The sequence below is a fragment of the Allobosea sp. P4_E12 genome (genome assembly GCF_056401655.1).
This window is the reverse complement of sequence record NZ_JBFUIY010000023.1, coordinates 47,544-62,219: the sequence shown is the minus strand read 5'-3', so window position 1 is coordinate 62,219 and position 14,676 is coordinate 47,544. Positions and strand designations below refer to the sequence as shown.

The 14,676-nt window shown below is 68.0% G+C and carries 14 protein-coding genes; 4 read left to right on the top strand and 10 right to left on the bottom strand.

Annotated elements, in window-relative coordinates:
* Positions 1 to 110 precede the first annotated feature (110 nt).
* The gene (locus AC1DW9_RS25325; protein ID WP_441490364.1) at positions 111 to 818 is read left to right on the top strand and encodes a CoA transferase subunit A; all 708 of its coding nucleotides are present in this window, start codon (positions 111 to 113) and stop codon (positions 816 to 818) included.
* 13 nt (positions 819 to 831) lie between these two features.
* Positions 832 to 1,488 (top strand): 3-oxoacid CoA-transferase subunit B, encoded by a 657-nt coding sequence (locus AC1DW9_RS25320; RefSeq protein ID WP_441507492.1) that lies wholly within the window; start codon positions 832 to 834, stop codon positions 1,486 to 1,488.
* A 123-nt stretch (positions 1,489 to 1,611) separates the two neighbouring features.
* Here the strand turns inward: AC1DW9_RS25320 and bluB are convergent, their stop codons facing one another.
* Positions 1,612 to 2,235, bottom strand: a complete 624-nt coding sequence (gene bluB, locus AC1DW9_RS25315; protein ID WP_441507493.1) for a 5,6-dimethylbenzimidazole synthase — start codon at positions 2,233 to 2,235, stop codon at positions 1,612 to 1,614.
* A complete protein-coding gene (locus AC1DW9_RS25310) occupies positions 2,232 to 3,560 on the bottom strand; it encodes a cobyrinic acid a,c-diamide synthase CobB (protein WP_441507494.1) in 1,329 nt (442 codons plus the stop codon). The genes bluB and AC1DW9_RS25310 overlap by 4 nt, the downstream gene beginning before the upstream one ends.
* 56 nt (positions 3,561 to 3,616) lie before the next feature.
* Here AC1DW9_RS25310 and AC1DW9_RS25305 point away from each other — a divergent pair, with 56 nt between their 5' ends.
* Positions 3,617 to 4,720: a cobalt-precorrin-5B (C(1))-methyltransferase gene (locus AC1DW9_RS25305; protein ID WP_476855209.1), complete on the top strand. Its 1,104-nt coding sequence runs from the start codon at positions 3,617 to 3,619 to the stop codon at positions 4,718 to 4,720.
* 11 nt (positions 4,721 to 4,731) lie between these two features.
* Here AC1DW9_RS25305 and cobM read toward each other — a convergent pair whose 3' ends face one another.
* The 3 genes from cobM to cbiE are packed head-to-tail and all read right to left on the bottom strand — an operon-like array spanning position 4,732 to position 7,132.
* Complete coding sequence (cobM, locus tag AC1DW9_RS25300) at positions 4,732 to 5,499, bottom strand: precorrin-4 C(11)-methyltransferase (protein WP_441490359.1); 768 nt, start codon at positions 5,497 to 5,499, stop codon at positions 4,732 to 4,734.
* Entirely contained in the window at positions 5,496 to 5,894 is a 399-nt protein-coding gene (locus AC1DW9_RS25295; protein ID WP_441490358.1) for a cobalamin biosynthesis protein, read from the bottom strand. Before AC1DW9_RS25295 ends, cobM begins: the two co-directional genes overlap by 4 nt.
* A complete protein-coding gene (cbiE, locus tag AC1DW9_RS25290) occupies positions 5,873 to 7,132 on the bottom strand; it encodes a precorrin-6y C5,15-methyltransferase (decarboxylating) subunit CbiE (RefSeq protein ID WP_441490357.1) in 1,260 nt (419 codons plus the stop codon). The genes AC1DW9_RS25295 and cbiE overlap by 22 nt, the downstream gene beginning before the upstream one ends.
* Between cbiE and AC1DW9_RS25285 the strand changes: the two genes are divergently transcribed.
* On the top strand, positions 7,131 to 7,895 hold the full coding sequence (locus AC1DW9_RS25285; RefSeq protein WP_441490356.1) for a cobalt-precorrin-6A reductase: 765 nt from the start codon (positions 7,131 to 7,133) through the stop codon (positions 7,893 to 7,895). The genes cbiE and AC1DW9_RS25285 overlap by 2 nt on opposite strands.
* Here AC1DW9_RS25285 and cobJ read toward each other — a convergent pair.
* From cobJ to cobN, 5 genes are read right to left on the bottom strand one after another with little or no spacing between them, the layout of a single operon-like run.
* Positions 7,838 to 8,629, bottom strand: coding sequence for a precorrin-3B C(17)-methyltransferase (gene cobJ / locus AC1DW9_RS25280; protein ID WP_441507495.1), 792 nt, complete (start codon positions 8,627 to 8,629; stop codon positions 7,838 to 7,840). The genes AC1DW9_RS25285 and cobJ overlap by 58 nt on opposite strands.
* Complete coding sequence (locus AC1DW9_RS25275; RefSeq protein ID WP_441507496.1) at positions 8,626 to 9,378, bottom strand: precorrin-2 C(20)-methyltransferase; 753 nt, start codon at positions 9,376 to 9,378, stop codon at positions 8,626 to 8,628. Before AC1DW9_RS25275 ends, cobJ begins: the two co-directional genes overlap by 4 nt.
* A gap of 10 nt (positions 9,379 to 9,388) precedes the next feature.
* The gene (locus tag AC1DW9_RS25270; protein WP_441507497.1) at positions 9,389 to 10,021 is read right to left on the bottom strand and encodes a precorrin-8X methylmutase; all 633 of its coding nucleotides are present in this window, start codon (positions 10,019 to 10,021) and stop codon (positions 9,389 to 9,391) included.
* Positions 10,018 to 11,316: a precorrin-3B synthase gene (gene cobG / locus AC1DW9_RS25265; protein ID WP_441507498.1), complete on the bottom strand. Its 1,299-nt coding sequence runs from the start codon at positions 11,314 to 11,316 to the stop codon at positions 10,018 to 10,020. Before cobG ends, AC1DW9_RS25270 begins: the two co-directional genes overlap by 4 nt.
* Positions 11,313 to 14,675: a cobaltochelatase subunit CobN gene (gene cobN, locus AC1DW9_RS25260; protein ID WP_476776621.1), complete on the bottom strand. Its 3,363-nt coding sequence runs from the start codon at positions 14,673 to 14,675 to the stop codon at positions 11,313 to 11,315. Before cobN ends, cobG begins: the two co-directional genes overlap by 4 nt.
* Between the last annotated feature and the right edge of the window lies 1 nt (position 14,676).

Here is a 14,676-nt window from a genome sequence, read left to right as displayed (position 1 = left end):
GCACGCATGCCCACCCGCGCCCTCGTCCATGTTGCAACCGCACCATGGGCTCGGCTAGTCCTTGGGAGGAACGCTCCTCTCCCCCTGATCCCAGCGGCAAAGGCATCGCGATGAAGAAGGTCTACCCCGACGCAAAGGCGTCGCTCGCCGGTATCGTCAAGGACGGCATGACGATCATGGCCGGCGGCTTCGGCCTCTGCGGCATTCCCGACACCCTGATCGAGGCGATCCGTGATTCCGGCGCCAAGAACCTGACCTTTATCTCCAATAACGCCGGCGTCGACGGCGCGGGGCTTGGTCTGCTGCTGGAAACCCGCCAGATCAAGAAGATGATCAGTTCCTATGTCGGCGAGAACAAGCTTTTCGCCCAGCAATACCTGGCTGGTGAACTCGAGCTTGAATTCACGCCGCAGGGCACTCTTGCCGAGCGGATTCGTGCCGGCGGGGCTGGCATTCCCGCCTTCTTCACCAAGACCGGTGTCGGTACGCTGATCGCCGAGGGCAAGGAGGAACGCGAGTTCAATGGCGAGCGCTACATCATGGAGCGCGGCCTCTTCGCCGATATCTCGATCGTTCATGCCTGGAAGGGCGATACCGAGGGCAACCTCGTCTATCGGAAGACGGCGCGGAACTTCAATCCGATGATGGCGAGCGCCTCGCGCTTCACGGTCGCAGAGGTCGAGCACCTCGTGCCGGCCGGCGAGATCGATCCCGATCACATGCACACGCCCGGCATTTTCGTGAAGCGCATCGTGCATGTGCCGAACCCGGTCAAGCGCATCGAACAGCGCACCACCCGTCCCCGTCCGACGGCTTGAGGAGACAAGGACCATGGCTTGGACACGTGAGCAGATGGCCGCCCGCGCCGCCAGGGAGCTGCAGGACGGTTTCTACGTCAATCTCGGTATCGGCATCCCGACGCTGGTCTCGAACTACATTCCCGCCGGCATGAGCGTGCAGCTCCAGTCGGAGAACGGCATGCTCGGCATGGGGCCGTTCCCCTTTGAGGGCGAAGAAGATCCCGACCTGATCAATGCGGGAAAGCAGACCATCACCGAACTGCCGACGACGAGCTATTTCTCCTCGGCGGATTCCTTCGGCATGATCCGTGGCGGTCATATCGATCTGTCGATCCTCGGCGCGATGCAGGTGGCCGAGAACGGCGATCTCGCCAATTGGATGATCCCCGGCAAGATGGTGAAGGGCATGGGCGGCGCGATGGATCTCGTTGCCGGTGTCAAGAAGGTCGTCGTGGTGATGGAGCATGTCGCCAAGAACAAGGACGGCTCCGAATCGGCAAAGCTGCTCGAGGCCTGCGACCTGCCGCTAACAGGCGCCGGCGTCGTCGACATGGTGATCACCGATCTCGGTGTCTTCGCCGTGGACAAGGCGAATGGCGGCGGCATGACCCTGATCGAGCTGGCGGACGGCGTTTCGCTGGATGAGATCAAGGCCAAGACCCAGGCCAAGTTCAAGGTCGCGGTCTAAAGTATCGGCCCGAAGAGTGGATTGCGGTTTTCGGGAAAGCCGATGCAAACACAAAGGGCTAGATCATCCCGGGGCGGCGCATGCGGCCCCGGGATCGCCGCGCTGAACACGCGCGATGAGATCTCAGTCGCGGCCTGTCCCGATCTCCCAGCCATGCCGGATCAGCTCCGGATCGGCATGCTCCTCCTGCGGATAGCCGACGCAGAGCCAGGCGATCAGCTTCCATTGCGGCGGCACGCCAAGCGCAGCCGCGATCGCCTCGGGTTCGAGGATGGAGACCCAGCCGACGCCGATGCCGTGCATGCGCGCTGCCAGCCAGAACTGAGTGATCGCGGCGACCACGGAATAATCGAGCATCTCCGGCATGGTGCGCCGGCCGAGCCCATGACCTTGCTCCGTGCCGTGGTCGCAGAACACCGCAAACTGCTCGGGGGCTTCGCGCAGGCCTTCGAGCTTCAGGTTGGCATAGAGCCGGGCTCGCTCGCCGGCGTAGTCACCGAGCGCCTCGGCGTTGCAATGCGTAAAACTGGTCTGCGCCGCCGCACGCTGCTCTGCGTCCGTGACGCGCAACCAGCGCCAGGGCTGCGAATGGCCGACCGAGGGAGAGAGTTCGGTCAGCTTCAAGAGATGCGCCAATAACGCTTCGGGCACCGGCTCCGACCGGAAGCGGCGCACATCGCGCCGCCAGGCGAGCAGCGTCTCGAATTGCGCCGCAAAGGCCTCGTCGAAGACCGGAGGCCCGCTCATGGCTGCCCGGTGAAGCGGGCGATAGCGTGGAAGAAGGAGCCGGTTACCAGCGCCCGCCGGCCGCCGGCGGGAACCGGAGCCGAGCCATGCGGATCGGTCACCATCGCGAAGGGCGCGTCATCGCCAACCGAAATGATCGTCGCGTAGTGGAATTCATGCCCGGTCAGTGCCTGCCCGGCCGAACCCAGCGGACCATTCGCCTGGAGCACGGCGCGGCGGTAACCCAGATTCATCTTGCGCTTCGCGAAGCTGGTCTCGACCGAGAGCAGGTTCGCCATGGCATGGGCGGTGCCGTCGGCATCGATCAGCGTTCGGCCAAGCACCATGTAGCCGCCGCACTCGCCATGGACTGGCCGGGTCTCCGCGAAGCGGCGCAAGCCGGCCAGGAAGCGGCTGGCGCCGGCGATCCGGCCGGCATGAAGCTCCGGGTAGCCGCCCGGCAGCCAGCAGCTGTCGCAAGTCTCCGGCGGCGATTCGTCGGCGAGCGGCGAAAAGGGAAGGAGCGTTGCGCCGGTCGCACGCCAGCCGGTTTCGACATGCGGATAGACGAAGCTGAAGGCGGCATCGCGGGCAATGGCGATGCAGCGTCCCGGGGCGGGCAGGGCGGGAGCGCCATGCCGGGTTACCGGGAGGTCCGTCGGTTCGGCCACGGCAAGGATCGCATCGAGGTCGACCGCGGCAGAGATCGCGTCTGCGAGCGCATCGAGCCGGCCATGCAGATCCTCTGTCTCGCCGGCTTGCACAAGGCCGAGATGGCGCTCGGGCAGGATCAGGCTTGCCTCGCGCGACAGGGCTCCGAGCACGGGCAAGCCGATCCGCTCCATGCCGGCGCAGGCAAGCCGGCGATGGCGTTCGCTTGCCACCTTGTTGAGGATCACGCCCACGACACGGATGCGCTCGTCATAACGCACGCAGCCGAGAGCCACCGCGCCGGCCGACTGCGCCTGACCGGAGACATCGACGACCAGCACGACCGGCCAGCCGCAGAAGGCCGCGATATCGGCGCTCGCGCCCGTATGCCCCATCTCGCCCGGCACGCCGTCGAACAGGCCCATCGAGCCCTCTGCGACGACGATATCGGCCGCCTCTGCAGCCTCGCCTGCGATCTGGCCGAGCAAGGTGTCCGGCATCGCAAAACTGTCGAGATTGGCGCTCGGTGCGCCGGTTGCGGCCGCGTGGAATGCCGGGTCGATATAGTCCGGCCCGCATTTCAGCCCGCGTACGGTCAGCCCTCGCTTCACCAGCGCCCGTTGCAAACCGAGCGTGATCGTCGTCTTGCCCGAGCCGGAGCGCGGCGCGGCGATGAGGAGGCCTTTTCCGCTCATGCGATGATCTCCGCGGGCTCCTGACGGAGCCCTCTTGCTGCGCTATGCAGGCGCTCATGGAAGACTTGCCGCCCCAAGGCGAATTGCGACGCGGCTGGACGACGGGCGCTTGCGCTGCCGCCGCCGCCAAGTCCGCCTATTGCGGCTGGGCGGCCGGCTCGTTTCTCGATCCCGTCGAGATCACGCTGCCGGGCGGCCAGCGGCCGGCCTTTGCCCTGGCCCGGCAGTCCGCGCTTGCGGAGGGCGCCGAGGCCGGCATCATCAAGGATGCGGGCGACGATCCCGACGTTACGCATGGCGCGCTGGTGGTTGCGCGGGTCGGCCCGGCCGCGCCTGGCGCAGGCATTGTTTTTCGCGCCGGCGAGGGTGTCGGCACAGTCACCTTGCCCGGCTTGCCATTGCCGGTCGGCGAACCCGCCATCAACCCGATGCCGCGCGAGATGATCCGGCAGGCTTTGACGGAGGTCATTGCGGCGACGGGCGGTCCGCGCGACGTCTCCGTCACCATCGCGATCCCCGGTGGGGAGGCCCTCGCCGGAAAGACCATGAATCCGCGCCTCGGCATCGTCGGTGGGCTCTCGATTCTCGGTACGACCGGAATCGTCATACCCTTTTCGTGCGCGGCCTGGATTCACTCGATCCATCGCGGCATCGATGTCGCGCGCGCGACTGGTCTCACCCATGTCGCAGGCGCCACCGGCTCGACCTCCGAAGCCGCTATCCGGCGTCTCCATGGCCTGTCGGAGCAGGCTCTGATCGACATGGGGGATTTCGCCGGTGGCATGCTGAAATATCTGCGGCGCCACCCGGTCCACCGCGTCACGGTCGCCGGCGGCTTCGCAAAGATGGTCAAGCTCGGGCAGGGCATGCTCGACCTGCACTCGCGCGCGGGTCCGGTCGATTTCGCCTGGCTGGCGGCGCGGATTCTGGAGGCGGGCGGCAGTGAGCACCTGGCTGCCTGGGTGCCCGGGGCCAATACGGCGCTCGAGGTGTTGCAACGTGCCCAGGCCGAGGGGTTGCCATTGRCCGAAACCGTCGGCCGGCATGCCTGGGTGAACGCCGCGCATTCCCTCGGCGTGCCGGACAGTGAGCTGGAGATCGCGATTTTCGATCGCACCGGTGGCCTTCTGGCGCGTACGCCATTCCGCAAGGTGGGGTGAGCCCGAGCGTGTCACACGCCACCACCGCTCGGCCGGAAACGCCGGTCGTAGCCTGTGGAATACAAGGCGCTCTCGCCAAAATCCTGCGAGCCGAGCGCGGGGCCGACGAGGATCAGCGCGGTCCGTTCCAACCCCGAGGCCTGGACCTCGGCCACGATCGTGCTCAGCGTTCCGCACAGCACGCGCTCATCTGGCCAGGACGCCCGGAAGACGACGGCGACGGGGCAATCTGCTCCGTAGAACGGTGTCAGCTCGGCGGCGACCTGTCCGATCACGTGGATCGAGAGATGGATGGCGAGCGTCGTGCCCGAGGCCGCGAAGGTCGCGAGCTTTTCGCGCTCGGGCATAGCCGAGGCGCGGCCCGAGGTGCGTGTCAGGACCAGCGATTGCGCGACGCCGGGCAGCGTCAATTCGCGCTTCAGCGTCGCTGCCGCCGCGGCGAAGGCCGGCACGCCGGGCGTGACCGTAAAGGGGATGCCGAGCGCATCGAGCCGACGCATCTGTTCGCCGCAGGCGCTCCAGATCGAGAGATCGCCCGAATGCAGTCGAGCCACGTCCTGCCCCGCTTCATGGGCGGTCTGCATCTCGCCAATGAGCGCATCGAGATCGAGCGGGGCGGTGTCGACGATGCGCGCGCCCGGTGGACACCAGTCGAGCATCGTGCGCGGGATCAGCGAGCCGGCATAAAGGCAGACCGGGCAGGCGGCGATCAGGTCGCGCCCGCGAAGGGTGATGAGATCGGCGGCACCTGGGCCGGCGCCAATGAAATGGATGGTCATGACGTGGCGCTCCGCGCCAGCGCGCAGGTGACGCGGGCAGTGGCGATCCGTGGCTGGATCAGCACCGATCCCGGGCCGGCGGCCGCAAGCGCAGCCGCCTCCGCGACGGAGCCGACGCCATAGAGAGAGGCGATGCGGGTCGAGCGGGTTGCGCAGGCGGCCTCGTAGCCCTTGAGCGCTTCGTCTGGAATCGCGACGAGTTCGGCGTTGCGGCTCCGCGCCGTGGCAAGGAGACCCGCCTCGCGCGAACGGCTGGAGATGGTGGCGAGGCGCAACGCGGTCGGCGCCACGCCGGCTTGCCTGAGCGCCTGGTCGAGGCAGGCGAGGATATCCACCTCGCTGGTGCCCGGGCGTAATCCGATCCCCGCCACGATCACGGCTTCACCACCCGCCATTGTGTCACCGGCATCGCGGCGCGCCAGCCATGCATGCTGCCGACCGCGTCGAGATGGCTGACGCCGATCCGGCGCAAGGTGCCGCCATGCGCGGCGTAAAGCGCCGCAAGCCGTGCCTCGCCCTCCAGCGTCACCACATTGGCGACGAGGCGACCGCCCGACTTCAGCGCACCCCATGCAGCCTCGAAAACTCCGGGCTCGGTCATGCCGCCGCCGATGAAGACCGCATCCGGGACCGGGCGGCCGGGAAAGCTCGCAGGTGCCGCGCCGATGGCGACCTCGATTCGGAGCGCACCGAGGGCTGAGCCGTTGCGGGTGATCCGCGCAGCCCGCTCGGGCCTGGCCTCGAAGGCGATGGTCTGGTTGCCGGGATTGCGCAGGCACCATTCGAGCCCGATCGAGCCCGAACCGGCGCCGACATCCCAGAGCAGTTCTCCAGCACGGGGTCGCAGGGCGGACAACGTGATCGCACGGATATCGGCCTTGGTGATCTGGCCGTCATGCTCGAACCAGTCGTCATCCAGTCCGGAGGCGAGTGGGAGGATACGCGCTTCACGCTCTGCGACCAGATCCAGCGCGATCAGGTTGAGCGGGTCGACTGTGCCGAGATCGAAGGCCTGCGCCTTGCACTCGCGGATACGTTCGCGTGGACCGCCGAGCGCCTCCATCACCACGAGGCGCGAGGCACCAAAGCCGCGTGCGCTCATCAATTCAGCCAGCTTTCCCGGGGTCGAACCATCCCAGGACAGAGCGAGCACGCGCCGGCCCGGCTGCAGAAAGGGGATGATGCGTTCCAGCGCACGACCATGCAGCGAGACGCGGCCGCATTCCTCTTGCGGCCAGCGCAGCCGGTTGCAGGCGAGCGCAAAGGAAGAGAGCTGCGGATAGATCCGCATCTCGTCCGGGCCGAGTGCCTTCGCCAGGCCGGCACCGATTCCGTAATGGAACGGGTCGCCCGTGGCGAGCACGCAGACCTTGCGGCCTCTCTGCGAGAGGATCAGCGGCAGCGCATTGCGGAAGGGCTGCGGCCAGGGCGCAGCCTCGCCCGCAACCGGCCCGATCAGGGCGATATGCCGGGCGCCGCCATAGACGAGCTCGGCGCCTTCAAGCGCGGCAAGCGCGTCCGGCGAAAGCCCGGCGCGGCCGTCTTCTCCAAGCCCGACGAGGGAGAGCCAAGGCTCGGTGGCCGAGGCGGATGCCCTCGACAGTTCGTCGGATTCAGGCGAAAACAATGTCATGACGGTCCTGATCCTCGGCGGCACCAGCGAAGCTGTCGCGCTTGATCAGCTTCTTGCTGACCAGGCGCCGGAAATCCGCGCGGTTGTCTCGCTGGCCGGACATACCTCCGATCCCAAACCCCTCAATCTGCCGGTGCGTGTCGGTGGTTTCGGCGGCATCGAAGGCCTGCGGCATTATCTCATAGAAAACCGGGTCGTTGCCGTGGTCGATGCCACGCATCCCTTCGCAGCTATCATGCCGTTCCATGCGGAGGCGGCCTGCAAGGCCGAGAACGTGCCGATCATCGCGATCCGCCGTGAATCCTGGAAGCCGCGGCCGGGTGATCGCTGGCGCTCGGTGCCGGACATTCAAGCTGCAGTCGAGACGCTGGGCACGCAGCCGCGTCGCGTCTTCCTGACGGTCGGACGGCTCGAGCTGCCGGCCTTCGCCGACGCGCCGCAGCACCATTATCTCGTCAGGGTGATCGAGCCGATCGGCGACCGGCTGCCGCTCAACGGCATCAAGGTCATCCAGCAGCGCGGCCCGTTCGAGGCCGATGAAGAGGAGGATCTGATGCGCCGGGAGGGCATCGAGATTCTCGTCTCGAAGAATTCCGGCGGTCCGGCGACAGTCGGCAAGCTGACGGCGGCGCGCCGGCTCGGCCTTCCCGTGATCATGGTCGAGCGGCCGCCCAAACCCGATGTCGCAACCGTCGACCATATCGATCAGGTCCTGCCCTGGCTGGTGGCGCAGGGGATCTTCGTCACCGAACGCGGCGTATAGACGATCGGCGCCTGGCCCGGGCGGGCGATCGATCGCGTGCTCGAGGCACCGATCATCACGAGCGTTGCCATGTCGGCCGAGCCTGCCGCCCCCACAGCCTCGCTCATCGGCAATACGCGCAGGACTTCGTCCGGTCGTCCGACAGCGCGCGCGAAGATCACGGGTGTTTCAGGCGCGCGATGCCGGGCAGCCAGCGTTAGGGCCTCGCCGAGCTGCCAGGGCCGAGCCTTCGAGATCGGGTTATAGAGCGAGATCACGAAATCGGCGCTCAGCGCCGCTTCCAGCCGCGCGGTGATCACGTCCCAGGGCTTGAGGTTGTCAGAGAGCGAGATTGCGCAGAAATCGCCGCCAAGCGGCGCGCCGGCCCGCGCCGCTGCGGCGAGCATCGCGGTAATCCCGGGCTCGACGCTGATCGGCAGCGCAAGCCAGCCGGTTTCGCCGGCCTCGAGTGCCTCGAACACCGCCGCTGCCATCGCGAAGACGCCGGGATCGCCGCCTGATACCACCGCGACTGCGCGACCCTCGGCTGCAAGCTGCAACGCATAGCGAGCGCGTGCGATCTCGACCCGGTTGTCGGATGCGTGCTTCGTCTGCCCCCCGCGCACCGCCAGTCGGTCCAGATAGGGACCATACCCGACGAGGTCGGTAGCCGCTTCGAGCGCGGCTTGTGCAGCCGGCGTCAGCCAGTGCGGCTCTCCAGGGCCGAGGCCGACGATGGTGAGCGAGCCGCTCATAGCCGCCGGCCCTCGCCTGGAACGAGGATCATCGAGAAATAGGGGGCAACGTCATCGGTCTTCTCATCGAGCCGGGTCACGACCTGCCCCGCCATCGTTGCCCGCTCGACATAGATCGCGCGATGGATCAGCCCGGCTGCCTTCAGCGCGCGGCGTACTTTCGGCAGGTTGCGACCAAGCTTCATGATCACGGCCGCATCGGTGTCGACCAGGCGACGACGCAGTTCCGCCTCGGGCAAGGTGCCGGGCAGCACGGTCATGACGTCGTCACCCCAGGTGATCGGGGCACCTGCACGAACCCAGGCGCCGGCCATGCCGGTGACGCCCGGTACAACCTCGGTCGGGAAACGGTGGGCGAGGCGCCGCCATAGATGCATGAAGGAACCGTAGAAGAACGGATCGCCGTCGCAGAGCACCGCGACGGTCCGGCCCGCCGCCATCTCGGCTGCGAGCAATTCGGCGGATTCATCGTAGAAGGTGGCGATCGGCCCGGTATAGCCGTCCTCGCTGACAGGAACCTCGGTCGTCACCGGAAAGGCGAGCACGATCTCGCGCGCTGGATCCGGCGGGATCACCGCGTCGGCTGTCACGCGGGCATTGCCACGGCTGCCCTTCTTGCAGAAATGCACCAGCCGGTCGGCGGTCGTGATGATGTCGCGGGCCCGGACCGTCATGTAGTCGGGGTCGCCGGGCCCCAGGCCGACGCCGAAGAGCAGGGTGCCTGCGTTCTGGGGCAAGGACCGGTCCATGCTCACCGGCTCACTCCTTCTCTTGCGCCAGGGCGTTGACGGCAGCGGCCGCCATCGCAGAGCCGCCGCGGCGCCCATGCACGACAAGGAAGGGCACGCGGCCGTCCTGTGCCAGCGCCTGCTTCGATTCGGCTGCACCGACGAAACCGACCGGGATGCCGATCACGGCTGCCGGTTTTGGCGCACCGGCATCGAACATTTCGAGCAGCCGGAAAAGCGAGGTCGGGGCATTGCCGACGACGACCAAGGCTCCCGCGAGATGCGGCCGCCACAGCTCCATGGCCGCGGCCGAGCGCGTTGTGCCGGCCTGTTTGGCCAGTGCCGGCACCTCAGCCTGGTCCAGCGTGCAAATCACTGCGTTGCTGGCCTGCAAACGGGCGCGGGTCACGCCGTTCGCGACCATCTTGGCGTCGCACAGGATCGGAGCGCCGGCGCGCAGCGCAGCCTCCGCCGCATCCGTGAAATCGGCTGACATCTCGACATCGCGCGGCAGGTCGGTCATGCCGCAGGCATGGATCATGCGTACCACCACGCGGGCGGCCGCGCCTGAGAAGCGGGAGAGGTCGGCCTCGGCCCGGATGATGGCGAAGGAGCGCTCATAGATCGCATCACCCTCGCGGATATAGTCGTAGCGCGTGTTCAAACCTGTGGTCCTGAAAACCGGCCTGCGGTCAGGCGGGTGTGAATGTCCTGTCCCGGCTGCAGACGCTGCACAATCTGCGAAAGGTCAAGCCTCGCCATCGGCTTGTCCCGCGTCGTTCCGCCGATGACGACGTCATAGCGGCCGTCATGCCCGACCAGCGTGAGGTCGGCGGGGCCTGATTGCGCGCAGGATTTGACGCAGGCCGATAGATGCAGGCTGAGGCCAGCAGCAAGGAGCGAGGCTGCCGCTTCGGCCAGGACTGCGGCATCGCCCATCGTCTGCGTCTCGCCGCGCAGGCAGGCCGGCTTGCCGGAGCATGCCTGCACTGCAAGCCGTGGATCGGCGTCGCGGGTGATCAGCCCCAGTGCCTCGCATCGTGCGGCGAGGCTCGCGGCGGCATCGTGCTCGAGGCCCAGGAAAGCCAGCCCGCGCCAGGGCGAAAAGCGGATTTCGCTGACGCCATGCGCGCCGGCGGCCTCGCATAGCCGCGACAATGTCCGAGTGTCCGAGCGGCCGAACGGCAGCCCAGCGATCAGGGCAAAACGGGAGGCGCGCAACGCGAAGAGCCCGACCCGCCTCGGCGCGGAGCGAGCCGCCGGCGCACCGGCCGGCGCTATCGAGCGGGCCTCGGTCAGCGCGCTAATCTGGTCGTGGTCGAGATCACGCAGGCGATGGATCCTGTCAGCCTCGGCCCGCCGGTATGCCGCAAAGCCCTGCAACAGCCCTGCCGTCACGGCGCCTGCATCACCGGATGCGACCGGGCCAAACCAGCCGCCTTGCGGCAGGCCGATCACGACGGAACCCTGGTCAATCGCAACCACGCGCAGATCGCCGGCAAAGCCATCGAGTGCGAGCTCGCCGCCGCCATCGACGATGACGCTGGTCTTGGGCGGCAACCCTGAGATGGCGCGCCCCTGACGTTCCAGGGATGCGGCCAGAATGGCGGCATCGATCAGGTCGCTCGGATCCTGCCCGGCGAGCGGTGAGGTGAGCACCAGGCGCTGCGGCCCGGGCCCGCCGGCTTCGTCGACGAGCCGCTCCGCGAGCAAGGCCTCGACAAGGGCGGGATGGGCCTCCTGCCGCACACCCCTGATCTGGAGATTGCCGCGGCTGGAAATCTCGACGAGGCCATTGCCCGTCTCTTCGGCCAGATCCGCCACGCGTCGCAATTGTGCGGGCTGCATCTGCCCGCCCGGCGGGTGCAGCCGCACGAGCCAGCCGTCCCCGGTTTCCATCGGCCGGAGCGTGCTCGGGCACCAGCCGCGCCGGAGCGCTTCTTGCGTCGGGGCGGTCATTCCGCCGCGTCCTTGCTGGCGAGGAAGGCGGCCACGGAATTGCGCCGGGTCTGCCAGAGGCCGCGCCGCTCGGCTTCCGTCAGCCGCGCGCGGATCGAGGCAGCCGCGGGCGCATTGGCCTGTTCCAGCGCGCTCCAGATGGCCGGATCCGCGCAATAGGCCTGGAATACGGCGTCGAACAGTCCGTCCGAGGCCGCGTCTGTGCTGGCCGCATAGACGAAGAGTGTGTCGACGGTCTCGGCAAGTTCGGCCGCGCCGCGCCAGCCATGGGCAAGCTGGCCCGCAATCCAGCGCGGGTGGCAGAGCCGGCCATGGACGATGCGCGCAATGTCCTCGGCCAGGGTGCGCGTTTTCGGCGCTTCCGGGTTGGAGCTGTCGAGACTGTAGAGTGCGGCCTCGCTGCCGAGCGCCTGCGCTGCCGCGGCAAAACCGCCGATCACATCGGCCGCGCTGGTCGCTTCGAGAATGTCGCGCCCCGCCGTGTCGCTGACATGAACGAAGGCGCTTGCCGAGGCGACGCGACGCGCGAAGCCGGGATCGGCGCTGGCAAGGCCCTCCGTACCACCGAAGGCATGATCGCTGGCCGCGAGATAGGCGGCGCCAAGCTCGCCGCGGCTCTCCCATTGCCCGTCGAGCGCGCGGTCGGCCATGGCCGCGCCGAAGCGGCCGGGTGCCGGGCCGAAGATGCGTGCGGCGTCTTCGCCGCGCCGGCGGGCTGCAGCAGGCTCGTTCCATTCATCGGCTTCGTCCAGCACTGCTACGGCGCGCGCAGCGGCGTCGAGCAGTGCGATCTGACCTGGGAATGTGTCGCGGAAGGCGCCGGAGATACGGATGGTGACGTCGATGCGCGGGTGATCGAGCTTGGCCAGGGGAATGACGGAAAATCCGGTCACTCGCGTCGAGGCGTGATCCCAGAGCGGCGCGACGCCCATCAGGGCAAGCGCATGTGCGATGTCCTCGCCACCGGAACGCAGAGTGGGCGAGGCCCAGAGATCCATCACGATCCGGCGTGGATAATCGCCGTGGTCCTGGAGATGGCGTGCGATCAGCGACGCCGCGGCGCGCGAGCCGAGGCGCGCGGCGGCCCGGGTCGGGATCGCGCGCGGATCGAGCGTCGAGAGGTTGCGGCCGGTCGGCAGCACATCGCTTTGCCCGCGATGCGGCGAGCCGGCAGGGCCGGGCGGAACGAACCGCCCGGCCAGAGCGCGCAGCAAGTTGTCGCGCTCGTTGCGGGATGACGCGGGATCGTGCGCAGCCCGCCCGAAGACATGCAGCCCATCCCGGAAGGGCAGTTCGGCGATGTCGCAGAGATGCGCGTCGAGCTGGCTCAGTGCGCTCGCCATGTCGAGATCGGGCGTGACACCGCAGGCTTCCGCCAGCCCGCTTGCTTCGGCTCGCCCGCGGATTTCACGGGCGACGATCTCGGCGCGGCGCGGATCGAGGACCTGCGCTTGCGAAAACTCCTCGACGAGATCACGCAGCAGAGCCACTTCGCCGGCTGCATCCACATGCACCAGTTCGGGTGGGAGATGGCCGAGCGTCACGGCCGAAAGCCGGCGCTTGGCAGGGGCCGCCTCACCGGGGTCATCGACGACATAGGGGTAGATCACCGGCAGGCCGCCAACCGCAAGCCGAGGCCAGCAGCTCGCTGAAAGAGCCACCGCCTTGCCCGGCAGCCACTCGGTCGTGCCATGCGTACCGAGATGGATCAGTGCGTCGGCATCGGCAATCCGCCGGAGGCCGAGATAGAAGGCGAGATAGGCATGGCCCGGCGGCGCATCGGGATCGTGATAGCGCAGCTTGCGGTCGGGCGTCGTGTCGCGAGCGGGCTGCAGCGCGATGGTGAGACGGCCATTGCGGACCACACGGAAACGGAAGGCCGAGCCATCGCAGTCACGATCCGCCTCAGGTTCGCCATGGGCCGCGATGAGTGCCGCGCCTGCCGCGCCGGGAATGGCGCCGAGCCAGGCGTGATAATCGGCGAGCGGGACTGCAAACTCTGCTGGCCCTTCAGTCAGCGCCTGCATCAAACGCGTGTCGTCACCATGAGCAAGGTGACCGTCCCGGCTCTGCCTTGGCTCGTCCGGGATGACACTCTGCGCGGAGGGGCCGACATCGTATCCGGTCTGCGCCAGCAGTTCGCAAATGGCCCCGACGCTGGCTGGGGTATCGAGCCCGACTGCAAAGCCGGCCCGTCCTCCGCGCGCCGGGTAGTCGGACATGACCAGGGCGAGGTTGCGCTCGGCAGCCGGCTTGCCGGCCAGCGCGATCCAGCCTGAGGCGAGATCGGCAAGGGCGGCGACACCATCGCGATCAGGAACCAACCGGCGGCTCGTCAGGCCGGTCCTGCTGTCCGTCATCTCGGCCTTGAAGGCGACGGGCAGCGCCCCCAACCGTCCGTCGAATTCAGGCAGCGCCACCTGCATGGCGAGGTCGGCCCCGGAAAGCCCGCGCGGCGAGGCCTCCCAGGCGTCGCGCGGGCTGCCGACCGGCACGGCCTGCAGGATCGGGCAATCGGCGGTGTCCAGCACGAAATCGGCGCTGTTGCGGGCCGAGAACGCGGTGGTGGTGATGATGGCGGCGGGCTTGCGCGCGGCGATCAGGGCCGCAAGTTCGCCGGTGACGGCCGGGTCCTTCAAGCTCGTAAGGGCCAGAATCAACGGGGCATGGCCGCGCGCACTCAGCGCCTCTGCGATCGCCTCCGCCATGGCGGTGTCTCCGGCGGCGACGCTGGAGCGATAGACCAGGATCGGGACTAGCGCGTTCGCGACGGGGCGCTGTGAGAGCGCTTCACGCCATGCGAGCGGAGCACCGCCCGCACCAAGGGCGAAGAGCGCGGGCAAGGGAGTGGGCGCGAGGTCCGAAGCATCGCTTTCGCGGCGAAGGAACGCATCCACCCGTCCAAGCAGCCGGTGCATATTCTCCGCACCGCCGCCGGCGCGGAAATAGGCGAGAAGCTCCGCCGCGAAATGCGGTTCGACGGTGCCGTACTCGGCCAGCCGCTCATCAGGCCGGTCGTCGCCGGGCAGCACGACGAGCGGTATCCCGCCCCGTCGGCAGATTTCCGCAAGCTGCTCGATGCCGTAACGCCAGTAGTCCAGCCCGCCGAGACAGCGGATCAGCACGAAGCGCGAATGCGCCACCGTCTTCTCGACGAGAAAATCGACGGAGAGCGGGTGTTTCAGCCGGCGCAGCGAGGCGAGCCTGACGGCGAGCTCGCTTGCGCCGGCCGCGGCCGTCAGCGCCGAAAGGTCGCTGTCGGCGAAGGAGAGCACCAGCACATCCCCTGGCGGCAGGGCGAGATCGACGGCGTCTTCGCCGTCGTCAAGCCTGATCTCGCTTGAGGGGAGGAGGTGCATG